The 22,172-nt window shown below is 71.5% G+C and carries 21 protein-coding genes and 1 tRNA gene; 4 read left to right on the forward strand and 18 right to left on the reverse strand.

Annotated features, from left to right (window positions below):
- The first annotated feature begins 214 nt into the window (after window positions 1–214).
- From DEJ08_RS12280 to DEJ08_RS12290, 3 genes are all read left to right on the forward strand, one after another.
- On the forward strand, window positions 215–1,594 hold the full coding sequence (locus DEJ08_RS12280) for an MFS transporter (RefSeq protein ID WP_111054453.1): 1,380 nt from the start codon (window positions 215–217) through the stop codon (window positions 1,592–1,594).
- Between the two features lie 321 nt (window positions 1,595–1,915).
- Window positions 1,916–2,131, forward strand: a complete 216-nt coding sequence (locus DEJ08_RS12285) for a hypothetical protein (protein ID WP_027466417.1) — start codon at window positions 1,916–1,918, stop codon at window positions 2,129–2,131.
- Window positions 2,132–2,138: 7 nt separating this feature from the next.
- Window positions 2,139–3,992, forward strand: a complete 1,854-nt coding sequence (locus DEJ08_RS12290) for an ABC transporter ATP-binding protein (RefSeq protein WP_111054452.1) — start codon at window positions 2,139–2,141, stop codon at window positions 3,990–3,992.
- A gap of 76 nt (window positions 3,993–4,068) precedes the next feature.
- On the opposite strand, the gene DEJ08_RS12295 is transcribed toward DEJ08_RS12290, so the two are convergent.
- From DEJ08_RS12295 to DEJ08_RS12370, 16 genes are all read right to left on the reverse strand, one after another.
- Window positions 4,069–5,580: an NAD-dependent succinate-semialdehyde dehydrogenase gene (locus DEJ08_RS12295; protein ID WP_502869415.1), complete on the reverse strand. Its 1,512-nt coding sequence runs from the start codon at window positions 5,578–5,580 to the stop codon at window positions 4,069–4,071.
- The gene (locus DEJ08_RS12300; RefSeq protein ID WP_071404992.1) at window positions 5,577–6,197 is read right to left on the reverse strand and encodes an isochorismatase family protein; all 621 of its coding nucleotides are present in this window, start codon (window positions 6,195–6,197) and stop codon (window positions 5,577–5,579) included. Before DEJ08_RS12300 ends, DEJ08_RS12295 begins: the two co-directional genes overlap by 4 nt.
- Window positions 6,198–6,220: 23 nt before the next feature.
- Window positions 6,221–7,732: a D-alanyl-D-alanine carboxypeptidase/D-alanyl-D-alanine endopeptidase gene (gene dacB, locus DEJ08_RS12305; RefSeq protein WP_111054451.1), complete on the reverse strand. Its 1,512-nt coding sequence runs from the start codon at window positions 7,730–7,732 to the stop codon at window positions 6,221–6,223.
- 73 nt (window positions 7,733–7,805) lie between these two features.
- Window positions 7,806–8,801 (reverse strand): Gfo/Idh/MocA family protein, encoded by a 996-nt coding sequence (locus tag DEJ08_RS12310; protein WP_111054450.1) that lies wholly within the window; start codon window positions 8,799–8,801, stop codon window positions 7,806–7,808.
- 52 nt (window positions 8,802–8,853) lie between these two features.
- The gene (locus DEJ08_RS12315; RefSeq protein WP_051596899.1) at window positions 8,854–9,294 is read right to left on the reverse strand and encodes a BLUF domain-containing protein; all 441 of its coding nucleotides are present in this window, start codon (window positions 9,292–9,294) and stop codon (window positions 8,854–8,856) included.
- 189 nt (window positions 9,295–9,483) lie between these two features.
- Window positions 9,484–10,281 (reverse strand): glycoside hydrolase family 16 protein, encoded by a 798-nt coding sequence (locus DEJ08_RS12320; protein WP_071404996.1) that lies wholly within the window; start codon window positions 10,279–10,281, stop codon window positions 9,484–9,486.
- Between the two features lie 181 nt (window positions 10,282–10,462).
- Window positions 10,463–10,535, reverse strand: a tRNA-Thr gene (locus DEJ08_RS12325).
- Window positions 10,536–10,579: 44 nt separating this feature from the next.
- Window positions 10,580–11,215 carry a TetR/AcrR family transcriptional regulator gene (locus DEJ08_RS12330; protein WP_111038055.1) on the reverse strand — a complete coding sequence of 212 codons (636 nt, stop codon included), beginning with the start codon at window positions 11,213–11,215 and terminating at the stop codon, window positions 10,580–10,582.
- Between the two features lie 24 nt (window positions 11,216–11,239).
- Window positions 11,240–12,382 (reverse strand): DNA polymerase III subunit delta', encoded by a 1,143-nt coding sequence (locus tag DEJ08_RS12335; protein ID WP_071404998.1) that lies wholly within the window; start codon window positions 12,380–12,382, stop codon window positions 11,240–11,242.
- A 25-nt stretch (window positions 12,383–12,407) separates the two neighbouring features.
- Window positions 12,408–13,043 carry a dTMP kinase gene (tmk, locus tag DEJ08_RS12340; protein WP_111054449.1) on the reverse strand — a complete coding sequence of 212 codons (636 nt, stop codon included), beginning with the start codon at window positions 13,041–13,043 and terminating at the stop codon, window positions 12,408–12,410.
- Window positions 13,040–15,865, reverse strand: a complete 2,826-nt coding sequence (gene topA / locus DEJ08_RS12345; RefSeq protein WP_111054448.1) for a type I DNA topoisomerase — start codon at window positions 15,863–15,865, stop codon at window positions 13,040–13,042. The genes tmk and topA overlap by 4 nt, the downstream gene beginning before the upstream one ends.
- The gene (locus tag DEJ08_RS12350; protein WP_111054447.1) at window positions 15,841–16,320 is read right to left on the reverse strand and encodes an Rv3654c family TadE-like protein; all 480 of its coding nucleotides are present in this window, start codon (window positions 16,318–16,320) and stop codon (window positions 15,841–15,843) included. Before DEJ08_RS12350 ends, topA begins: the two co-directional genes overlap by 25 nt.
- 1 nt (window position 16,321) lies before the next feature.
- On the reverse strand, window positions 16,322–16,627 hold the full coding sequence (locus tag DEJ08_RS12355) for a TadE family type IV pilus minor pilin (RefSeq protein ID WP_181431568.1): 306 nt from the start codon (window positions 16,625–16,627) through the stop codon (window positions 16,322–16,324).
- A gap of 10 nt (window positions 16,628–16,637) precedes the next feature.
- Window positions 16,638–16,880, reverse strand: a complete 243-nt coding sequence (locus DEJ08_RS12360) for a DUF4244 domain-containing protein (RefSeq protein WP_084740880.1) — start codon at window positions 16,878–16,880, stop codon at window positions 16,638–16,640.
- Between the two features lie 84 nt (window positions 16,881–16,964).
- Window positions 16,965–17,798, reverse strand: a complete 834-nt coding sequence (locus tag DEJ08_RS12365) for a type II secretion system F family protein (RefSeq protein ID WP_181438980.1) — start codon at window positions 17,796–17,798, stop codon at window positions 16,965–16,967.
- Complete coding sequence (locus DEJ08_RS12370) at window positions 17,795–18,724, reverse strand: TadA family conjugal transfer-associated ATPase (protein WP_111031961.1); 930 nt, start codon at window positions 18,722–18,724, stop codon at window positions 17,795–17,797. The genes DEJ08_RS12365 and DEJ08_RS12370 overlap by 4 nt, the downstream gene beginning before the upstream one ends.
- 764 nt (window positions 18,725–19,488) lie before the next feature.
- On the opposite strand from DEJ08_RS12370, the gene acs reads away from it, so the two are divergent.
- Complete coding sequence (acs, locus tag DEJ08_RS12375; RefSeq protein ID WP_111054445.1) at window positions 19,489–21,441, forward strand: acetate--CoA ligase; 1,953 nt, start codon at window positions 19,489–19,491, stop codon at window positions 21,439–21,441.
- 79 nt (window positions 21,442–21,520) lie between these two features.
- Here the strand turns inward: acs and DEJ08_RS12380 are convergent, their stop codons facing one another.
- Window positions 21,521–21,982 (reverse strand): RidA family protein, encoded by a 462-nt coding sequence (locus DEJ08_RS12380; RefSeq protein ID WP_071405006.1) that lies wholly within the window; start codon window positions 21,980–21,982, stop codon window positions 21,521–21,523.
- Window positions 21,979–22,137 (reverse strand): Sp36 family protein, encoded by a 159-nt coding sequence (sp36, locus tag DEJ08_RS12385; protein ID WP_017888699.1) that lies wholly within the window; start codon window positions 22,135–22,137, stop codon window positions 21,979–21,981. The genes DEJ08_RS12380 and sp36 overlap by 4 nt, the downstream gene beginning before the upstream one ends.
- Window positions 22,138–22,172 lie beyond the last annotated feature (35 nt).

Raw genomic sequence — 22,172 nt, forward strand, 5'->3', positions numbered from 1 at the left:
CAGGCGGCCGACGCTTCCGCCAGCTGACTCTGGGCTGATTCGCAGGCAGACGACATCTGTCGTATGATCGGGCTTCCGTCACAAGCGGTCCCCCCTTCAGCCGAACGCACCCGATCGGTGCCCGCGCCACCCCGCGCGAACCGATCGGTGTCCGCCGTTTCGGATCCTCGTGCTCCCCGTCGGGAGCACGCAGCACGGAAGACCCCGCACTGTCATGACCGCCGCCCCGGCACCCGCAACGCCCACCTCCGCTCCGGCACCCGCCGGCAACCCGCGCTCCCGCGTCGTCATCGCGAGCCTCGTTGGCACGTCGATCGAGTTCTACGACTTCTACGTCTACGCGACCGCCGCGGTGCTCGTCTTCCCGACGCTGTTCTTCCCGAACGAGGACCCGACGGCCTCGCAGCTGTCGTCCTTCGTCACCTTCGCCCTGGCGTTCTTCGCCCGGCCGGTCGGGTCGATCATCTTCGGGCACTTCGGTGACCGGATCGGCCGCAAGACCACCCTCGTCGCGTCGCTGCTCGTGATGGGCACCGCCACGTTCCTGATCGGCTGCCTGCCGACGTTCGACACCATCGGGGTCTGGGCCCCGGTCCTGCTCGCCGTGATGCGCTTCGCCCAGGGCGTCGGGCTCGGCGGCGAGTGGTCCGGTGCGGCCCTGCTCGCGACCGAGAACGCACCGAAGGGCAAGCGCGGCGTGTTCGGCTCGATGCCGCAGCTCGGTGCCCCGATCGGCTTCCTGCTCGCGAACGGCCTGTTCATCGCGATCAACGCGGCGATGCCCGCCGGTCCCGACGGCACCCCGAACGCCGACTTCCAGGCGTGGGGCTGGCGCATCCCGTTCCTGCTCTCCGCCGTACTCGTCATCATCGGCCTCTACGTGCGCTTCAAGCTCGTCGAGTCGCCGGTGTTCCGCGGTGTGCAGGAGTCCGGCACGGTCGCGAAGGTCCCGCTCGGCCGGGTGTTCCGCACCTCGTGGCGGGCCGTCATCGTCGGCACGTTCGGCATGGTCGCCACGTACGTGCTCTTCTACTTCATGACGACGTTCACCCTGTCGTACGGCACGACCGGCTCCGAGGCCAGCGCACTCGTCCCGAAGGTCGGCCTCGGGTACACCCGTGGCGAGTTCCTGACCCTGCTCATGATCGGTGTCGTGTTCTTCGGCATCTTCACCCCGATCGCGGGGCTGCTCGCCGACAGGTTCGGCCGCCGCAAGACCCTCATCCCGACCACGATCGGCATCGCGCTGTTCGGCCTGACGTTCCAGTTCTGGTTCGCGGCGTCGAGCGGCCCGATCACTGTGGTGACGTTCCTCATCGTCGGGCTCTCACTGATGGGGCTGACCTTCGGTCCGATGGGTGCGCTGCTGCCCGAGCTGTTCCCGACGAACGTCCGGTACACCGGCTCGGCCATCGCGTACAACGTCGCGTCGATCCTCGGTGCGTCGCTCGCCCCGACCATTGCACTGGCGCTCTGGAAGCCGGACGGCGACATCTTCCTGGTCGGCCTGTACCTGACGATCGCCGCGGTCGTGACGCTGGTCGCGCTGCTCTTCGTGCGCGAGACGAAGTCGAAGGACATCGCCGACGCCTGATCGGCGACCACCCGCGGGACGGGCACACCCCGCTCAGCAGCGACGCGAAGCGTTGCGCGGGGTGCGCCGACCGAGCCTGCGAGGGAGGGGTGCCAGCTGGCACCGGGCCTCCCGTCCGTCGTGTGCGCGCCTCGCCCCGCGCAACACGCCGTCGTGTCAGCGGGACGCCGCCTGGCCGACGAGACGCCGCCGGATCCGGCGGCGTCTCGCGCGCGTGGCGGCGTCGAACGAAGACGCCGGCGTCTGCACACCTGATGCAGCGCGGCGAGACCCGTCAACGCAGGTTGACGGATGTCGGTGCGTCAATGTAGGTTGACAGGCATGGACCGACCGACCATCACGAGCCTCGCGGCAGGAGCATCGGGGGACGACCCGTTCTCCGCCCTCGCCAACGTGCGGGAACTGCGCCGTGAGCTCGACCGGACCGAAGAGCTCGCCGCGCGACGTGCCCGCACCGCCGGTGCCTCGTGGCAGGAGATCGCGACGCTGCTCGGTGTCAGCCGACAGGCAGTGCACAAGAAGTACGGCAGAAACTAGGAACACGATGAGCTTCCCCTTCGCACGCCCGAAGACCTCCGACGGCCCCCGCGCCACGTTCGGTCGCCTGCTGTCCTACCTGTTCGAGAACAAGCCCGCGATGGTCGTGATCATCGTGCTGAGCGTCCTCGGTGCGGGGGCCTCGCTCGCGCAGCCGCTCCTGGTCAACCAGGTCATCACCGCGGTGCAGCAGGGCAACACCCTCAGCACGCTCGTGTGGCTCCTGGTCGGGCTCGTCATCGTCGCGGGGGTACTGAACGGCGTGCAGCACTTCCTGCTGCAGCGCGCGGGTGAGGGCGTCGTGCTCTCCACCCGCCGCAAGCTCATCGCCCGCATCCTCAACCTGCCGATCTCGGAGTTCGACACGCGGCGCACCGGTGACCTGGTGTCCCGCGTCGGCAGCGACACCACGCTCCTGCGGGCCGTCCTGACCCAGGGACTGATCGAGTCGATCGGCGGCGCGCTCACGTTCATCGGCGCCATCGTCGCGATGGCGATCATCGACCCGCTGCTGCTCGGCATCGTGATCGTGATCGTCCTGATCGCCATCGTCGTCGTCGGCGGGCTGAGCCGTCGCATCCGGGTCGCCTCGAAGCGTGCGCAGGAGAAGGTCGGCGACCTCACCGCCGCCGTCGAACGCGGGATCGGCGCGGTCCGCACGATCCGTGCGGCCGGCGCCACCGAACGTGAGGTGCGCGAGGTCGACGGCCACGCGACCGAGGCCTACAAGCGGGGCCTCGACATCGCCAAGATGTCCGCCTTCGTCGTCCCCGTCGCGAGCATCGTCATGCAGGTCGCGTTCATCGCCGTCCTGGGCGTCGGCGGGGCACAGGTCGCGGCCGGCACCATCACCATCGCGACGCTCATCACGTTCATCCTGCTGCTCTTCATGATGATCATGCCGCTCGGCCAGGCGATGGGCGCGGCCGTCGCCGTCGCCCAGGCGCTCGGCGCGCTCGGCCGGATCGAGGAGATCCTGCACCTGCCGACCGAGTCCCAGGACGACGAGTCGGTCCGGCCCGCCGCAGCTGTCGCCACCGACGACGCCATCGCGTTCGAGCACGTCTCGTTCCGGTACCGCGCCCAGGCGGACGCCTCGGGTGCCGACGGCGCGGTCGCGTCCGACCCCGCGGACCGTCCAGGAGGCCCGGATCACGGTGACGACGAGCGCCCGGCCGACGACGTGGTGCTCCACGACGTGTCGTTCCGGGTGCCCCGCGGCTCACGCGTCGCACTCGTGGGTCCGTCCGGTGCCGGCAAGTCGACGACCCTGGCGCTGATCGAGCGGTTCTACGACCCCACCGACGGCGTCATCCGCCTGGGTGGCATCGACGTCCGCGGCATGGACCGCGACGAGCTCCGGGCCCAGATCGGCTACGTCGAGCAGGATGCCCCCGTGCTCGCCGGCACGATCCGCGCCAACCTGCTGCTCGGGTCGCCGAACGCCACCGAGGACGACTGCGTCCGGGTGCTCGAGGCGGTCAACCTCGGCGAGGTCCTGCACCGCGATCCCCGCGGTCTCGACGCGCAGGTCGGTGAGGACGGCGTGATGCTCTCCGGTGGGGAACGGCAGCGCCTGGCCATCGCCCGCGCGCTGCTCGCCGCTCCCCCGATCCTGCTGCTCGACGAGTCGACGTCGTCACTCGACGGGGTCAACGAGCAGAAGATGCGGCTCGCGATCGACGCCGTCGCCGAGGACCGCACCCTGCTCGTGATCGCCCACCGGTTGTCGACGGTGGTCGACTCCGACGTGATCGTCGTGCTCGAGCACGGCCGCGTCGTCGGCAGCGGCACGCACTCCGAGCTCGTGGAGTCGACGCCGCTCTACCGCGACCTGGCGAAGCACCAGCTGCTGGTGTGAGTGCCGGGACGGCCGCGTGCACCGCGGCCGTACCGTCGATCCGGGCTCAGGCGGGGGCTCAGGCTCTGGCTCTGGCTCAGGCGGCGAAGGGGTCCGGGGTCAGCACGTAGACGGTCTCGAGGTACTCCTCGATGCCCTCGTGCGACCCCTCGCGGCCGAGGCCGGAGGCCTTCACGCCGCCGAACGGGAACGCCGCGTTCGAGACGACGCCCGTGTTCAGCCCGAGCATGCCCGTCTCCAGGCGCTCGGCGAGCCGCTGACCACGCCGGAAGTCGGTCGTGAAGGCGTAGGCGATGAGCCCGTACTCGGTGTCGTTGGCGAGCCGGATCCCCTCGTCCTCGGTGCTGAAGCGCGTGACCGACGCGACCGGTCCGAAGATCTCCGTCGTCATGATCTCCGAGCCGGGTCGCACGTCGTCGATCACCGTCGCCTCGTAGAAGGTGCCCGGGCGGTCGATCCGGTGGCCGCCGGTGACGAGCCGGGCACCGCGACCGAGGGCGTCGTCGACGAGCGAGGCAGCCTTGTCCACGGCGCGGTCGTCGATGAGCGGTCCGAGCGTCGTGCCGTCCTCGGTGCCCCGGCCGACGCGCAGGGCGTCCACCTTCGCGGTGAGGGCCGCGACGAACGCATCCGCGATGCCGTCCTGCACGAAGAACCGGTTCGCGGCGGTGCAGGCCTCGCCCGTGTTGCGGAACTTCGCGAGCATCGCCGCGTCCACCGCCTCGTCGAGATCGGCGTCGTCGAACACGAGCAGCGGAGCGTTGCCGCCGAGCTCCATGCTCGTCTTGAGCACGTTGTCCGCCGCCTGCTTGAGGAGCGCAGAACCGACCGGGGTCGAACCGGTGAACGTCAGCTTCCGCAGGCGCGGGTCGGCGATGATCGGCTCGGACAGTCCCTTGGCGTCACTCGACGGGATCACGTTGAGCACGCCGTCCGGCAGCCCGGCACGGCGGAACAGCTCGACCAGGAACAGGGTCGTCAGCGGGGTGAGATCGGCCGGCTTCGCGACCACCGTGCAGCCGGCGGCCAGGGCCGGGCCGATCTTCCGCGTCGCCATGGCGAGCGGGAAGTTCCACGGGGTGATCGCGTACACGGGGCCGACCGGACGCTTCAGCACGATCGCGCGGCCGGTGCCCTCGGGGTTCGTGCGGTAGTCGCCGGTGATGCGGACGGCTTCCTCCGAGAACCACCGCAGGAACTCGCCGCCGTAGACGACCTCGCCGCGGGCCTCGGCCAGGGGCTTGCCCATCTCGAGCGACATCAGGGCCGCGAGGTCGTCGGCGTGCTCGTGCACCAGGTCGAAGGCCCGGCGCAGGATGTCCGAGCGCGTGCGCGGGGCCGTCGCTGCCCACGACTCCTGCGCCGCGGCGGCTGCGTCGAGGGCGGCGAGGCCGTCCTCGGGGGTGGCGTCGGCGACCTCGGCCAGGACGGCACCGGTCGACGGGTCGTGCACGGCGAAGGTGGACCCGCTCGACGAGGCACGCCAGGTGCCGCCGATGAATACTCCGGTGGGGACGTTCTGGACGCGGACGTGCTCGTCGGCGACGGTGGTGGTGGTGGTGGTTTCGTTCGTGGTGGTGTCGGTCACAGTCGTGCTCCTCCTGGGTTCGCGAGGCCCTCGTCCATGTCGCTGCGGTCGACGTGTCCGCCGGCCGCCCGGATCTCGTCGAGCGCCCGGGCGCTGCGCTCGACGTCGACCCCGGCCACCAGGTCCTCGTACACGGCGACGTCGAGGCCCGCGGCACGGGCGTCGAGCGCCGAGGCACGGACGCAGTGGTCGGTGGCGATGCCGACGACGTCGATCGTGTGCACGCGGCGCTCGGCGAGCACCTCGGCTAGCGGGACGCCCGCCTCGGTCCGGGCCTGGAACGCCGAGTAGTCCGGCGTCCCCTGCCCCTTGCGGACGTCGACGTCGATCAGTGCGGTGTCGAGATCGGGGTGGTAATCGGCGCCGGGTGTGCCGGCGACGCAGTGCACCGGCCACGTGTCGACGAAGTCGGGTCCGTCGGGTCCGGCGAAGTGTCCGCCGTTGTCGTCGTCGCCGTGGTGCCAGTCGCGGGACGCCACGATCAGGTCGTACTCGTCCCCGTGCCGACCGAGGAACGCGGTGATGCGCTTCGCGAGCGCCGCTCCCCCGGTGACCGCGAGCGCACCGCCCTCGGTGAAGTCGTTCTGGACGTCCACGACGAGCAGTGCTCTTGCCATGGGTCCATCCAACACCCGTCGGCTCAGGAGCCGGTGAGCTTGCTCCCGCACGAGTAGGTCGCGGCGGTCACCGCGTCGAGTGCCGGCAGTGCCGCTGCACGCGGTGAACCGATGGCGTAGAAGGCGAAGGTCAGCCGCGACCCATCGGCGGCGTCGATGTAGCCGCCGAGGGTGTTGGCGCTGTCGATCCAGCCGGTCTTCGCGTGCACCTTGCCGCGCGCGACGGCGTTCGCGCCGGTGAACCGGCTGGCCAGGGTGCCGGACTGGCCGGACACCGGCAGGGCGTTCGCGAGTGTGCCGAGGCCCTTCGCGCCGGAGGCGACCTGCACCATGAGGTGTGCGACGAACTCCGGCGACACGGCGTTCGAGGCACTCTCGCCCGAGCCGTCCTTGATCACGATGCCGGCCGGGTCGAGGCCGTAGGAGCGCAGTGCCGACTGGTACACGGACGACAGCGACGCCGCCGAGCCGTTCGAGCCTGACTCCTTCGAGGACACCCGGGCGAGCATCTCGGCCAGGGTGTTGTCCGAGTTCGGGATCATCTGCCCGATGAGCGTCGACACCGGCTGCGACGACACCGTGGCGATCGTCTCGGTGCCCGTGGTCGCCCGCTTGACGATCTGCGCGGACCCGGCGCCAGCGACGCCAGCGTTCGCCAGTGCCGTCCGGAAGGCGATGCCGGCGCGTCCGACCGGGTCCTCCGACCGGGGCGAGGTCGCCGCTGCGGGGTTCGCCCGGTCACCGTCGACCATGAGCGCCGTGACCTTCGGCTGGTACCCGATGGTGCGTTCGGACACCGGCCACGTGGGGTCCCAGGCGTCGGCGTCGCTCCAGTACGAGTCGTCGGTGACGATCGTGGTGACCGGGGTGTCGCCGACCTTCGCCTTCACCTGCTGCGCGAGCTGGGCGAGGGTCGGGGCGCCCGGGTAGACGGTGCCAGCGCCGGCGGACAGCGTCGCGTCGCCGTGGCCGACCAGGGCGACGGTGTTCGCGGACTCCCGTGCGACGGTCGTCGGGATGCGGTGGTCGCCCCCGAGCACCGAGAGCGCGGTCGCCGAGGTCAGGGTCTTCATGACGCTGCCGGTCTGGGCGGCCCGCTCGCCGTGCTTCGAGAACAGGACCTTGCCCGTCTTCGCGTCCATCACGTACCCCTCGAAGTCGCCGAGGCCGCTCGCCGACGCAGCCGTCGCGATCGAGCAGGTCCGGAGCGCGGACGGACCGGCGAGGTCATCCGGCACCGCGCGGGCATCGGCGGTCGGGGTGGGGGACGGCTTCGTGGTCGGGCGCTTCGTGGTGGTCGTCCGGTCCGGAGCCGAGGACGCGGTCCGGGTCGGGCTCGGCGCCGCAGCGGTCCGGGAGTCCGGGGTCGTGGCCGCTGCGACGGCGACGGCCCCACCGGAACCGACCACGAGCAGCGCCGCGAGACCACCGGCGATCCAGGGGACCGGGCGTCGCGCGGCGGAGGCGCGCACCGCGGTGACGGCGGCGCGGAACCGCTCCGGGACGGAACGCGGGGTGGGCTGCTGCTCGGACATCGCGACCGATCCTACGGAACTGCGGCAGGAGCCTCCAGGCCGGATCCGGGATCCGTGGCGGACGGGAGCCGGATCAGGGAGCCGTGACGGGACCGTCGGCCGGGTACCGGACCCCGACCTGGCGTCGTGCCTCGTCCAGCACCGCCATGATCGCGACGGTCTCGTCCGGGTCCATCGGGCCGCCGTCGTGGCGGCCCGACGTGATCATCGTCTCGAAGGCGCGGGCCTCGTGCTCGTAGCCGGCGAGTTCCTCGCGGCCGTCGAACTCCTCGACGACGGCACCGTCGCGATCGCGGATCCGCCAGGTGGTCGGCGTGTACCAGGTGGAGTCGAGGTCGATGCGGCCGGTCTCGCCGATGATCGACGCGGTGTTCGGGCTCCGCAGGTCCATCCCGAAGTGGATCATCGACTGCGCACCTCCCTCGTGCGTCATGACCAGACCCATCTGCTCGTCGACGCCCTGCTCGCTCAGCGTCCCGGCTGCGACCAGCGTGGTCGGCACCCCGAGCACGTCCACCGCGAAGGACACCGGGTAGATCCCGAGGTCGAGCATCGCTCCCCCACCGAGTGCCGGGTCGCGCAACCGGTGGCCGGGGTCCGTCGGGAGGGCCTGGTGGTGGGTCGCCTCGACCGCCATCGGGCGGCCGATCCGTCCCTCGGCGACGACCTCGCGGATCATCGCCATCTGGGGCAGGAACCGGGTCCACATCGCCTCCATCACCGCGACGCCCGCCTGCCGAGCCGCGTCGACGACCGTCCGCGCCTCGTCCGCGGTCATCGTGAAGGCCTTCTCGACCAGGACGTGCTTGCCCGCCCGGATCGCGAGCAGGGCGTCCTCGGCGTGCCGGACGTGCGGGGTCGCGACGTAGACCGCGTCGACATCGTCGTCCGCCACGAGGTCCTCGTAGGAACCGTGGGCCCGCTCGACGCCGAACTCGGCGGCGAAGGCCTCGGCGTGTTCACGGGTGCGGCTGCCCACGGCCGTGAACACGATGCCGGCCGCGGTGCAGTCACCCACGAAGGACCGCGCGATGCCGCCTGTGCCGATGACTCCCCAGCGAACCGTCATGGGTCCTGTCTACCAGCGCGGGGTGGGCTGCGGCGGGCCCCGCCTCGGGTCGTCAGCGGCGGTGCTTGCCGAGCGCGGCGTCCGGAGCGGCCATCGGGTGGTTCCGGAACCAGCGCAGGAGCTCACGGGCACGGCTCGTGTCGGCGCTCGCATCGCCCTCGGCGAGGAACGAGTCGAAGCCGTCGGGCAGGTCGGCGTCCGGTTCGCGGTGGAACGCCATCTTCCACTCGCCGAAACGCCGGGTGTGGATGCGCTCCTCGACGAGCAGGCCGACGTCGGTGTGCCGCGGGTCGTCGATGATGCGCTGGTACGTCTCGAGCACGGCCGCCTCGGGGCCCTCGAGCAGCTGCATGAACCGGCCGTCCTTGTAGACGAGCAGACCGGACAGGCCGGACGCGGTGTTGCGGACCCGTGCGTGCTCGAGCAGTGCGTCGAGCCGCTCCTGGTCGAACACCTCGTTCGCTGCGCTCATGTAGACCAGGGACAGCAGCATGACGACCTCTCGGTGACGACGGAACGGGTTCGTGTCCCATCGTTGTCCGAGTGGCCCGGCAAGGGAATCCCCAGAACGGGGATCGTTCCCGCCCGCGCACCCGCGTCGAGGTTCGGGTCATCGACGCGAGCACACGGGTGTCGGGTCGTACGACCGGACTGATTCGGAGCCCCCGTCCGGGGGGTTTGGTCACTCCGTGTCGTAGGTGCGGACCCAGTCGATCTGCACGTGCCCCGGGTCGCCCCAGTTGCCGATCTGGAACATGTAGCGGTGCGGCGTGGTGGGCACGTTGCGCGGCACCGTGAACACGAGCTTGCCGTCGAGGTAGTACCGGATGATCTTCCCCGGCACCCACTCGGTCGTGTAGGTGTGCCAGTCGTTCCAGGACACCCGGGTGTTGTAGTGCTCGGTCCGCTTCTCGAGCCCCTGGAGCATCGAGTGGTGGAAGACGCGCGGTGAGCCGTTGAACTGCCCCTCCGGGTAGTTCAGCTCGCCGTCCGCCCAGGCGTTCGACGTCGGCCAGAGCATGACCGCGATCCCGTTGCCGTCGCCACCGGTCGCCCGCGCACGGATGCTGAAGGTGCCGCCGACGTGTGACCAGGCGCCGGTGGGCGTGCCGAACGTTCCGGCAGCGCCGTGCTCCCCGTCCATCGCGACGTCCAGGTAGCCGTCGTGGGCGCTGATGAGCTTGTCCGAGTAGTACTTGCCGCCCGTACCGTCGGGGTACGGCTGCCACGAGTTCCGGTACGTCTCGGCGAAGGGGCCGCCCGCTGCTGCGGGGGTGTCGAAGTCCTCGGAGAAGGTCGGCTCGCGGTCCGCGAGGTACGCGGGGCCGGTCGCGGACGCCGTCGGGGTCGCGGACGGACCGGTGCTCGGCGACGAGGTCGAGGCGGACGTGGCACGGGACTCGGGCACGGCTGCCGCGGTGACCGCGAGGGCTCCGGCGGTGGCAGCGACCACGACGATGACCAGGACACGCTTCAGCACGGCGTCATCGCCGGTGGAGCGCTGGGCTGGTGGTCGGTCATCGTGTCCCCCGTTTCGCGGACAAGGGTAGCCCGCGAACGCGCCCGACGTCTGTCCCTCGGGCGAGGGACACGGGTTTCGTCCGGAATACGAAAACCCCGGTCAGAGCCACTTCGAGTGGGCCTGACCGGGGTGTTCACGGAGCCGCCTGTCGGAATCGAACCGACGACCTATTCATTACGAGTGAATCGCTCTACCGACTGAGCTAAGGCGGCGCACACTCCATGTCCGGAGTGGCACGAGCAATGACTATACAGGTTCAGACGAGTGAACGCGAAACCAGCACGCCGAGCTCGGAGAAGGACCGTTCGAGCTCGTCGACCAGGTGTGTTCCGGCCTCGGAACCCGACCACTCCCACCACGCGTGGCGCAGGGCGGCGAGGGCGACGATGGCCGCGAGACCCGCGCGGCGGCGGAGTGCCTCGGCGTCGGCGGCGAGCTCCGGGTCGGCGTGTTCGAGCCGGCGCGCGACGGCCGCCTGCAGCTCCGCCTGGAACTCCTTCATGGACGCCATGCGACGGCTGAACAGCTCCGGGTTCGCGCGGAGGACCTGCTGCCGCTCCTCGATGAGCCCGCGCTCCTCGATCAGTTCGCGCGTGGAGTGCACGAGCAGCGTGCCGATGTCGGCGAGCAGGTCACCGCTCGGACCACCGTCGACGAACGCCTGCAACGCCGCGTCGTCGGGCAGCTGCGGGTCGTCCCCGAGGATCGCCTGCTCCTTGCTCGGGAAGTAGTTGAAGAACGTCCGGGGCGAGACGTCGGCCCGCCGGGAGATCTCGTCCACCGTCACCGCGCCGAGGCCGTCCTCGATGGCGATCCGGAGCGCAGCCTGCTGGATGGCGCGCCGAGTGGCGCGGCGCTTCCGTTCGCGCAGGCCGGGTTCAGCGTCGGGCATGCCGTGATTGTCGCACGCCGTGCCTCAGCGGCGGGCGCGGGCGATGGTGACGAGCAGTGCTTCGAGCGCCAGGAGTGCCGCCACGTTCGCCGCGATGCGCTGGCGCGCCAGGGCCACGGCGTCGAGGACCTCGAGCGCGGCAGCGGGCGGTGTCGTCGGCAGCGCGTGTTCGAGCTGGTCCTGCATGGCCAGGTTGACCGGTTCCGCGGGGGCTCCGAGCCCCAGCAGGAGCAGGTCGCGGTACAGGGACGAGACGTCGACCAGGATCCGGTCGAGCCCGTCGCGCAGGCTCCGGGTCGCCCGGCGCTTCTGGTCGTCCTCGAGGGCGCGGAGCTGCGACCGGAGCGCCGGCGGGATCGTCCCGCCGGGTTCGACCCCGAGCGAGCGCAGGGCCGCGTCGCGCTCTTCGGAGTCGCGCTGCTCGGTGATGGACTTCGCGTCTTCGTCGGCGACGGCGAGGAGCTCGGCGGCCGCCATGACGGCGTCACCAACGCTCCGTACACCGAGCACGGTCGTCAGGGTCCGGCGGCGACGGTCACGGGCCGGCTCGCTCGTGGCGAGACGCTGCGCCATGCCGATGTGGCTCTGCGCCTGACGAGCAGCATCCATCGCGAGGGCACGGTCGACACCGGTGCGGGCGACGAGCAGGTCGGCGACGGACTCGATGCCGGGCACGCGCAGGCGGACCGAGCGGACGCGGGACCGGATCGTCGGCAGCAGGTCGGCCTCACTCGGGGCGCAGAGGATCCACACCGTGCGCTCCGGGGGTTCCTCGAGCGCCTTGAGCAGCAGGTTCGAGGTGCGCTCGGTCATGCGGTCGGCGTCTTCGATGATGACGACCCGGTAGCGGCCGACCGACGGCGAGTAGTACGACGAGGTGACGAGCTGCCGGATCTCGTCGATCGTGATGATCACGCGCTGGGTCGTGAGCACCGAGACGTCGGGGTGGGTCTTCGCGGTGATCTGCCGCAGGGTGTGGTCGTCGTCGGGGCCGTTGCCCACGAGCGCCGCCGCGAAGGCGGTCGCCACGTTCGACCGTCCCGACCCGGGCGGGCCGGTGATGAGCCACGAGTGCGTCATGCCGCCGGTGCCGTCGGTGGACTCGGCCGCGTTGCGCAGCGACGCGACCGCTTCTTCCTGCCCGGTCAGGCCGTCCCACACGCTCACGGGACCATCCTGTCAGTGACCACCGTCATGCCGGGTCGATCCCGACGAGCGGGGCGACCGCTCGACGGACCGCGTCCTGCACGGTGTCGGTCGGGGCCGAGGCGTCGACCACCAGGAAGCGCACCGGCTCGGCCTCGGCCATCGCGAGGAAGGCCTGACGGACGGACTCGTGGAACGCCGCAGCCTCGGACTCGAGACGGTCGAAGGTGTCGCCCCGCGCCGCGGCCACCCGGGCGCGTCCGACGGTGACGTCGAGGTCGAGCAGGATCGTGAGGTCTGGTGCCAGACCGTCCGCTGCCCACTCCGAGACGGACCGGACCTGCTCGGCGCCGAGCCCGCGCGCGACGCCCTGGTAGGCGACGGACGAGTCGATGTAGCGGTCCTGCAGGACGACCTCGCCGCGAGCGAGCGCCGGACGGACGACCGTCTCGACGTGCTGGGCACGGTCAGCCGCGTACAGCAGCGCCTCGGCCCGGGGTGCGACGTGGCCCCGCTCGTGCAGGACCATCTGCCGGATCTGGACGCCGAGGTCGGTGCCGCCGGGCTCGCGAGTGCGGACAACGGTCCGACCGTGCGCACCGAGCCACGCCGAGAGCAGCTCCGCCTGGGTCGTCTTGCCCGCGCCGTCGCCGCCCTCGAGCGTGATGAAGCGACCGGTCACTTCTTCTTGGCCGCCGTCCGACGAGCCGGGGTCTTCTTCTTGACCGGCCCCTTGGCACGCTTGTCGGCGATGAGCTGGACCGCGCGGGCGTGGTCGACGGCCTCGACGTCCTCGCCCTTCGGGATGGTCGCGTTCGTCTCGCCGTCGGTGACGTACGGGCCGAACCGGCCGTCCTTCATCTTGATCGGCTTGCCGGACACCGGGTCGGCGTCGAACTCCTTGAGCGCGGCGCTCGCGGTGCGGTTGCCGCCGTACTTCGGCTGCGCGAACAGCTCGAGTGCGCCTGGCAGGTCGATGTCGAAGATCGCGTCCTCGCCTGGCAGGGTCCGGGTGTCGGTCCCCTTCTTCAGGTACGGCCCGTACCGGCCGTTCTGCGCCGTGATGTCGTTGCCCGTCTCCGGGTCCTGGCCCACGACGCGGGGCAGGTCGAGGAGCTTCAGCGCGGTCTCGAGGTCGACGGTCTGCGGGTCCATCGACTTGAAGAGCGAAGCGGTGCGTTCCTTCGGCGCCGCGGCCTTCTTCGTCGTCTTCTTCGCAGGCGCCTTCTTGGCGGGGGCCTTCTTCGCCGTCGCCGACGCCGTCTCGCTCGTCGCGGTCGCAGTAGCCGCGTCGGCCGCGGGGGCCTGTGCCGCTGCGGGCGCCTCGACGACCTCGCCGGTCTTCGGGTCCACGGTGGGCTCCGGCTCCGGGGTGCGCTCCGTGACGTAGGGGCCGAAGCGGCCGTCCTTCGCCAGGACCTCCTTGCCGGTCTCCGGGTTGATCCCGACGACACGGTCGCCGATCACCGGTGCGTCGACGAGTTCCTTCGCCTTCGCGACGGTCAGTTCGTCGGGAGCGAGGTCCTCGGGCACGTTCACCCGCCGCGGCTTCTCGGGGTCGTCGCTCGGCACCTCGATGTAGGGGCCGTACCGACCGATCCGGAGCGTGAGGCCCGGAGCGAGCTCGACCGAGTTGATCTCGCGGGCGTCGATCTCACCGAGGTTGTCGATGACCGTCCGCAGGCCGCGCTGGTCGTCGTCGCCGCCACCGAAGTAGAAGCCCTTGAGCCAGTCCACCCGGTCGGCGTCGCCGCGAGCGATGCGGTCGAGGTCTTCTTCCATCTCGGCGGTGAAGTCGTACTCCACGAGCTCGCCGAAGTACTCCTCGAGCAGGCGCACGACGCTGAACGCGATCCAGTTCGGCACCAGCTGCGTGCCGCGGAGCGAGACGTAGCCGCGGTCGATGATCGTCGGGCTGATCGTGGGGTAGGTCGACGGACGCCCGATCCCCAGCTCTTCCAGCGTCTTGATGAGGCTCGCCTCGGTGAAGCGCGGCGGCGGGGTGGTGTCGTGCCCCTTCGCCTCGACGTCGCTGACCGCGAGGTGCTCGCCCTGGGCCACGTTCGGCAGGGCGACGTCCTGGCCCGCACGCTCGGACGACTCGTGGCGGTCCTCGTCACGGCCTTCTTCGTAGGCGCTGAGGAAGCCGCGGAACGTGATGACGGTGCCGGATGCGGTGAACTCGGCGTCCGTGCCGTTCGCGGTCGACGCGATGCCCTCGACCGACTCGGTGGAGGAGATGCCGAGCACGATCGACGCGGTCGAACCCTTGGCGTCCGCCATCTGGGACGCGATGGTGCGCTTCCAGATGAGGTCGTAGAGGCGCCACTCGACACCGGTCAGGGTGCCCTGCAGGTCCTGCGGGGTGCGGAAGGAGTCGCCGGCGGGACGGATCGCCTCGTGCGCCTCTTGCGCGTTCTTGCTCTTGCTCGCGTACAGGCGGGGCTTGTCGGGCACGGTGGCCGAGCCGTACAGGTCCGCTGCCTGCTTGCGGGCCGCGTCGATGGCCTGCTTCGAGAGCGAGACCGAGTCGGTACGGATGTAGGTGATGTAGCCGTTCTCGTACAGGGTCTGCGCAGCGCGAGCCGTCTGTCGCGGGGACAGACGGAGCTTGCGCGCGGCTTCCTGCTGGAGCGTCGACGTGGTGAACGGCGCGGCGGGGCGTCGCGTGTACGGCTTCGAGTCGACGCTGCGGACGGTGGCGTCACCGGCGCGCTCGAGGACCGTCGTCAGCGACGCGGCAGCGGCCTCGTCGAGCCGGACGACGTCACCGCTGAGCGTGCCGCGGTCGTCGAAGTCACGGCCGGAGGCGACGCGGGTGCCGTGGATCCGGGCGAGTCGCGCCGAGAAGGAGGACTCGCCGGCCTTCTCGAACCGGGCGGAGAGGTCCCAGTAGCTGGCGGACACGAAGGCCAGGCGCTCGCGCTCGCGGTCGACGACGAGACGGGTGGCGGCGGACTGCACACGGCCGGCGGACAGACCGGGGGCGACCTTGCGCCACAGGACCGGGGAGACCTCGTACCCGTACAGACGGTCGAGGATGCGGCGGGTCTCCTGCGCGTCGACGAGGGCGGTGTCGAGCTCACGGGTGGCTTCCTGCGCGCGCTGGATCGCCTCCTTCGTGATCTCGTGGAAGACCATCCGCTTGACGGGGACCTTCGGCTTCAGGACCTGCAGCAGGTGCCACGCGATCGCTTCACCCTCGCGGTCTTCATCTGTTGCGAGGTAGAGCTCGTCGGCGTCCTTGAGGGCGCGTTTCAGCTCGGAGACGGTCTTCTTCTTGGCATCGGACACGACGTAGTACGGCTCGAAGCCGTTGTCGACGTCCACCGAGAACTTGCCGAGGGAGCCCTTCTTGAGCTCGGGCGGCAGGTTCTTCGGCTCGACGAGGTCGCGGATGTGTCCGACCGAGGCCTGGACTTCGTATCCGTCACCGAGGTATTGCGCGATCGTCTTCGCCTTCGCAGGGCTCTCGACGATCACGAGCTTCTTCGTGCCTGGCACGTGTCTCCTTGATCGATGGTGCTGATCGGCCCTGGCCACGAGCGTGTCCGGGTCGACCGGGACATCGGTGACCGCGGGCCGACAGGCACACCATACACATAGTGTTCGGGCGGGTCGCCTGCCGGACCGGCCACCGCGAGTGCGCCGACGACGAACGGTCCGTCGCCCACGACCACGCGGACGCGGGCCGTGGTGGCGACGAGTTCGCAGGCGTCGAGGGCGGCCCCGTTCGCCGTGGCGATCCGGGTCGCGACCGCACACGGCTCCCCCGGTACCAGCCCGGTGGCGGCCGCCGCGGTGCCAACGGCGGCGGCGTCGGCGGCGCCCTGGGCGCGGAGGGCCTGCGTGCGGTGACCGGCGGCGGCGAGCGCCGTCGACCCGACGAGGACCCCCATGCCGAGGACCGCCACGAGCAGCACGGTCGCCGAGCCGCGTTGGCCGTCGGGGATCGTCACGTCATCCCCCTCGGGCCGCGGCACACCCCGTCGCGGTCAGTGGGAGCGCCGCGAAGGGACCGGTCCCGCCGCGCGTGGCGTCGACGCAGACCAGGTCACCGTCCGACCGGACGACGACCGAGACCCCCGGAGCGATCCGGTCGGCCGCGGACCGGCCCTGGTGCTCGTCGTCACGCCCGATCGCCCGGGCGGCGGTGGCTGCGGCGAGTTGCAGACGGCCCTGCGCGTCGACGACGAGGACGGCTGCGACGAGGGCGGTCAACACGATCGCCACCACGGGGAGCGCCACCGCGAACTCGACGGTCACCGAGCCGCGCTCACAGCGAGAGCGCGCCACGGACGAGGTCGGTGAGGATGGTCTGGACCTCGCCGGAGCGCATGACCGCGACGAGCACACCCGCGAAGGCCACGGCGGCGAGGATGACGACCGCGTACTCGGCGGTGGCCGATCCCCGGTCGTCCCGCAGCCGGGACGACCACCGGGCGACGAGGGGACGCGGGCGACGGTGGTGGCGGATGGCCCGACGGGTGCGGCGGTCGGGGGATGGCGTGGTGCTCATGGAGTCCGTCCTTTCTGTTCGGTGGGACCAGCGTGTCCTGGCTGGGGTGTCGACGAGGAGGCCTCGGCGCCATCTGTGGACAGGTCACGCGGCCCCGCCCACCGTGGAGGAGAGGACCCCGACCACCACGGGCACCACCCCCACGAGCACGAACGCCGGCAGGATGCAGACCCCGAGCGGCAGCACCAGTCGGACGGCCAGTCGTTCCGCCGCCACGAGCCCGTCGGCAGCGGCCTCGTCACGCACGTCCTCGGCGGCGCGGCGGAGCAACCCCGCGGCGGGCACCCCCGCACGCCGGGCGAGGTCGAGGACCTCCCGCAGCCGGTGCACGTCCCCGGCGGGCGGGGTGGCTCCCGCGCACGCCTCGGCGACTGCCTGCCCGGCGGTGGTCCACGACCCGCCTCCGGCGACCGCCACGGCCCAGGCGTCGAGGAGCACCCCGGGGACTCGGCCGTCGGGGGTCGCGGAACGGACCAGCCGGGCGGTCCACCGTCGCCCTGCCAGGACGAGGGCGGCCGCGGTGCACGAGCACGCCCAACCGGCCGGTGAACCGACCAGGACCTCGACGGCACCGGCACCCCAGGCCGCACCGAGCCCCAACCCGAAGAGCGGCAGCGCGAGCACGACCCGGGCGCTCGTCCGCGGGCCCGCCAGGGCGACCCGGATCGCCCGGTCCGATGCCGCGGCTCGTCGGAGCGCGCCGGCGAGCCCGCGGAGGGTCTCCGCGACGGGAGCTCCCGTCCGGTCGGCCACGCGGAGGACGACGAGGATGTCCTGCTGGGCGGGTCCTCCGCCCCCGGGCAGCCCGCCGACGAGCCGCCAGGCCCGCGGCGGCGGGACGCCTGCCGCGACCAGCGTCGCCACCCGGTCGAGCACCCCGGCCACCCGCGCCGGGCCGTCGGGTGTGGGTCGTCTCACCGCAGCCCGTCCACCGGGCGCACCTCGAGCCTCCCGTCCGGGCCGACGCACAACGTGCCCACGCCACCGAGCCGCCGCTGGCCTGCGCGTCGCTCCACGTGCAGGACCAGGTCGAACGCGCTGACGGCCTGCCGGGCGAGCGCCTCGGCACCGAGGCCGGCGAGCGCACCGAGTGCTTCGAGGCGCGCGGCCACGTCGGCGATGCCGTTGGCGTGCACGGTGCCGGCTCCCCCGTCGTGCCCGGTGTTCAGGGCGGAGAGGAGTTCACGGACCTCGGCGCCGCGGCACTCCCCCACGACGATCCGGTCGGGGCGCATCCGCAGCGCCTCGCGCACGAGTCGGTCGAGGCCGAGTGCGCCGACCCCCTCGGCGTTCGCCTGCCGCGCCTCGAGCGCGACGACGTGCGGATGGGCGATCCGGAGCTCCGCGACGTCCTCCACCGTCACGATCCGCTCGTCGACGGGGACGTTCCCGAGCATCGCCGCGAGCAGGGTGGTCTTGCCGCTGCCGGTCGCGCCGGTGACCAGGACGTTCCGGCGCGCGGCGACGGCGTCCTCGACGACCGACCGTGGGACGAACGCGAAGGTCCCGCCGCGTTCGAGGGTGGCGAGGGAGGGTCGATGGACCTGTGGCAGTCGGATCGACACGGCGGTGCCCCCGACGGACACCGGGGCGAGGACGACGTGGACCCGGATGCCGTCCCCGTGCCGGACGTCCGCGCACGGGGTGGTCTCGTCGACGTGGCGACCGCCGAGCGCGACGAGCCGGGTCGCGAGTTCGCGGGCACGCGCCTCGGTCAGTCGCGGCTGGACGGCTTCGAGGCCGGTGCCGCGGTCGACCCACGTCCCCACGCCACCGACCACCAGGACGTCCGTCACGGTGGCATCAGCCACCAGGGCGGCGAGTTCCTCGAACTCGACGACCACGGACGCCCGGCGACGAGCCGGCGGCGCTGCCCCGGGCAGGAACGGCGCCGACGGAACATGCGCCCGCGCCGGTGCCGGTGCCGGTGCCGGTGCCGAGAACGCAGGCGATGTCGACGCGGAAGGCGCCGACGCGCGGGGAAGCAGTGGAGCACGGTGCAGAGGCATGCCGCCGACGGTAGGGAGCACGTCAGCCCTCAGCGGGGAGGGTCCCCACTTCTGTGGACAACGTCGGAGTGCCCCACCAACGGACCGGTTTGTCCCCCGAAACGGAAAGCCGTACCCCGGTCGATGATGCGACACCGACGTGCTCGGGGTCGCCCACCACCCCCGCTTCCCCCGGCCGGCCTGTGCGTAGCACCTGCTACGCAAGAACATGCAGAATGCATGCACGAGCATGGACCGGTCTGTCCACGCGACCGGCGTCCCTGCGGGGATCGGGGCACACGACGGAGCCCGACGAGCCACCATCGCTCGAGTCGGACCCCGGGAAACAGAAGAGGCGGCACCGGTTGGGGGGAACAGGTGCCGCCTTGACATCGAGGGATTGGGGGGAATCCGATTCGATGCCGCCGGAAACGAGTCCAGCGGGATCTACTGTACCCCACGATCGGCCCTCCAGGGCAACCCCGGACACGACCTCCGGGCGTGCCGCCCCCGACCCGGCCGAGGGGTAGTCTCCGGATGCACGCAGGCACCGGCGACGGATGCTCGCACGCATCCACGACGGATGCCACCAGAGGCCGCAACGACGCGAAAGGACATCGATGTCCACTCCGACCCAGACCGACCCCCGAGGCGACGACGGAGCGACCTTCGCACCGCCGCCCGAGTTCGTGGCCGACGCGGTCGCCGGCGAGGACCTCCACCGCGCAGCAGCAGCCGACCGCGAGGCGTTCTGGGCCGAGCAGTCCCGCTCCCTGCTCGACTGGCGCACCCCGTTCACGCAGACCCTGGACTGGTCGGGCGCCCCGTTCGCGAAGTGGTTCGCCGACGGCACGCTCAACGTCGCCGAGAACTGCCTCGACCGGCACGTCCGCGCGGGCAACGGCGACCGGGTCGCGATCCACTTCGAGGGCGCTCCCGGCGACACGCGCCGGATCACCTACGCCGAGCTGACCACCGAGGTGCAGCGCGCCGCGAACATGCTCACCGACCTCGGCGTGGGCCAGGGCGACCGGGTGGTCGTGTACCTGCCGCTCATCCCCGAGGCCGTCGTGACGATGCTCGCCGTCGCCCGCATCGGTGCCGTGCACTCGGTCGTCTTCGGTGGGTTCAGCGCGGAGAGCCTCCGCGCCCGGATCGAGGATGCCGGCGCGAAGCTCGTCGTCACCGCGGACGGCGGGTGGCGGCGCGGTGCCGTCTCACCGCTCAAGCCCGCAGTCGACGAGGCGCTGACCGGCGAGGGCACCGACACGGTCGAGCACGTCCTGGTCGTCAAGCGCGGCGGCAACGACATCGCTTGGAACGACCGCGACGTCTGGTGGCACGACGAGCTGGCGAAGGCGGCACCGACCCACGAGGCCCAGGCGTTCCCCGCCGAGACCCCGCTGTTCATCCTGTACACCTCGGGCACGACCGGGAAGCCGAAGGGCATCGTGCACACCTCCGGCGGCTACCTGACCCAGGCGGCGTACACGCACAAGAACGTGTTCGACATGCACCCGGAGAAGGACGTCTACTGGTGCACCGCCGACATCGGCTGGATCACCGGCCACTCCTACGTCGTCTACGGCCCGCTCGCCAACGGCGTCACGCAGGTGCTCTACGAGGGCACCCCCGACGAGCCGAAGCCCGGCCGCTGGTGGGACCTCGTCGACGCGTACGGCGTCACCGTCCTCTACACGGCACCCACGGCGGTCCGCGCAGCGATGAAGGCGGGCCGCGAGATCCCGGAGGCGCGCAGCCTCGAGACCCTCCGCCTGCTCGGCAGCGTCGGCGAACCGATCAACCCCGAGGCGTGGCAGTGGTACCGCCAGGTCATCGGCCACGACCGCACGCCGATCGTCGACACGTGGTGGCAGACCGAGACCGGCGCCATCATGATCTCCGCACTGCCAGGCGTCACGAAGCTCAAGCCCGGCGCCGCGCAGACGCCCCTGCCGGGCATCGTCGCCGCGATCGTCGACGACGACGGCAACCGTGCCGACCCCGGCGAGAGCGGCTACCTCACGATCACCGAGCCGTGGCCGTCGATGGCGCGCGGGATCTGGAACGACCCGGACCGGTTCGTCGAGACGTACTGGTCGCGGTTCCCCGGCCGCTACTTCGCCGGCGACGGCGCGCGGCTCGACGGGCAGGGCGACATCTGGGTGCAGGGGCGCGTCGACGACGTCATGAACGTCTCGGGACACCGGCTGTCGACGGCTGAGATCGAGTCCGCCTTGGTCGGCCACGAAGGCGTCGCCGAGGCCGCCGTGGTCGGGGCCGCCGACGAGACCACCGGGCAGGCCGTCGTCGCCTTCGTCATCCTGACGGCCGAGGCCGCAGCAGACGTCGACCGCGAGAGCGCCTCCGCGGAGCTCCGCAACTGGGTCGGCAAGCGGATCGGCGCGATCGCGAAGCCGCGCCAGGTCGTCATCGTGCCGGAGCTGCCGAAGACACGCTCCGGCAAGATCATGCGGCGGCTCCTCCGCGACGCGGCCGAGGGCCGCCGCATCGGCGACACGACGACGCTCGCCGACCCGACGATCATGGCGACCATCGCGGAACTCCTGTAGTCCCGCCAGACGGAAGCAGGGCCTCCAGTCAGATACAGACTGGAGGCCCTGCTCACGTTCGTTCCGTCGGTCACTGCCGTCAGGCGGTGAGCTCCACCACCAGCTCGACCTCGACCGGCGCGTCCAGCGGGAGCACGGCGACGCCCACCGCGCTCCGCGCGTGGACGCCGGCGTCGCCGAAGACCTCGCCGACCAGGGTCGACGCGCCGTTCGCGACACCGGGCTGGCCGGTGAACGACGGGTCCGACGCGACGAAGACCGTGACCTTGACGACACGGGCCACGCGGTCGAGCGAACCGGCGACCGACTGCACGGCGGCGAGGGCGTTCAGCGCGGCCACGCGAGCCTGCGCGGCGGCGGTCTCCGCGTCGACGTCGGTACCGACCTTGCCGGTCACGGGCAGGGCGCCGTCGACGAAGGGCAGCTGGCCCGCCGTGTAGACGTACTGGCCCGTCACGACGGCGGGCACGTAGGCGGCGACGGGCGCGGCGACCGCGGGGATCGTCAGGCCGAGTTCGGCGAGCCGGTCGGAGACGCTCATGCGTCGGCCTTGGGGCGCTTCAGGTAGGCGACGAGACCGCCCTCGGGCCCGGTGACGATCTGGACCAGCTCCCAGCCCTCGTCCCCGTAGTTGTTGAGGATCGCGGTGGTGTTGTGGATCATCAGCGGCGTGGTGAAGTACTCCCAGCGAGTCATGCGGTTCCTTGCCAGCCTTTCAGTCGGGGGTGTCG

Origin of the sequence: Curtobacterium sp. MCLR17_054 (assembly GCF_003234335.2) — a bacterium.
In the GTDB taxonomy this organism is placed as follows: Bacteria; Actinomycetota; Actinomycetes; order Actinomycetales; family Microbacteriaceae; genus Curtobacterium; species Curtobacterium flaccumfaciens.

Excerpts from the sequence above, each read along its gene's own strand:
- DEJ08_RS12300 (WP_071404992.1), bottom strand. The coding sequence starts at position 6,197 with ATGGCAAGAGCACTGCTCGTCGTGGACGTCCAGAACGACTTCACCGAG.
- DEJ08_RS12285 (WP_027466417.1), top strand. The coding sequence starts at position 1,916 with ATGGACCGACCGACCATCACGAGCCTCGCGGCAGGAGCATCGGGGGAC.
- DEJ08_RS12280 (WP_111054453.1), top strand. The coding sequence starts at position 215 with ATGACCGCCGCCCCGGCACCCGCAACGCCCACCTCCGCTCCGGCACCC.
- DEJ08_RS12330 (WP_111038055.1), bottom strand. The coding sequence starts at position 11,215 with ATGCCCGACGCTGAACCCGGCCTGCGCGAACGGAAGCGCCGCGCCACT.
- acs (WP_111054445.1), top strand. The coding sequence starts at position 19,489 with ATGTCCACTCCGACCCAGACCGACCCCCGAGGCGACGACGGAGCGACC.
- sp36 (WP_017888699.1), bottom strand. The coding sequence starts at position 22,137 with ATGACTCGCTGGGAGTACTTCACCACGCCGCTGATGATCCACAACACC.
- DEJ08_RS12315 (WP_051596899.1), bottom strand. The coding sequence starts at position 9,294 with ATGCTGCTGTCCCTGGTCTACATGAGCGCAGCGAACGAGGTGTTCGAC.
- DEJ08_RS12380 (WP_071405006.1), bottom strand. The coding sequence starts at position 21,982 with ATGAGCGTCTCCGACCGGCTCGCCGAACTCGGCCTGACGATCCCCGCG.
- dacB (WP_111054451.1), bottom strand. The coding sequence starts at position 7,732 with ATGTCCGAGCAGCAGCCCACCCCGCGTTCCGTCCCGGAGCGGTTCCGC.
- DEJ08_RS12290 (WP_111054452.1), top strand. The coding sequence starts at position 2,139 with ATGAGCTTCCCCTTCGCACGCCCGAAGACCTCCGACGGCCCCCGCGCC.
- DEJ08_RS12360 (WP_084740880.1), bottom strand. The coding sequence starts at position 16,880 with ATGAGCACCACGCCATCCCCCGACCGCCGCACCCGTCGGGCCATCCGC.
- DEJ08_RS12310 (WP_111054450.1), bottom strand. The coding sequence starts at position 8,801 with ATGACGGTTCGCTGGGGAGTCATCGGCACAGGCGGCATCGCGCGGTCC.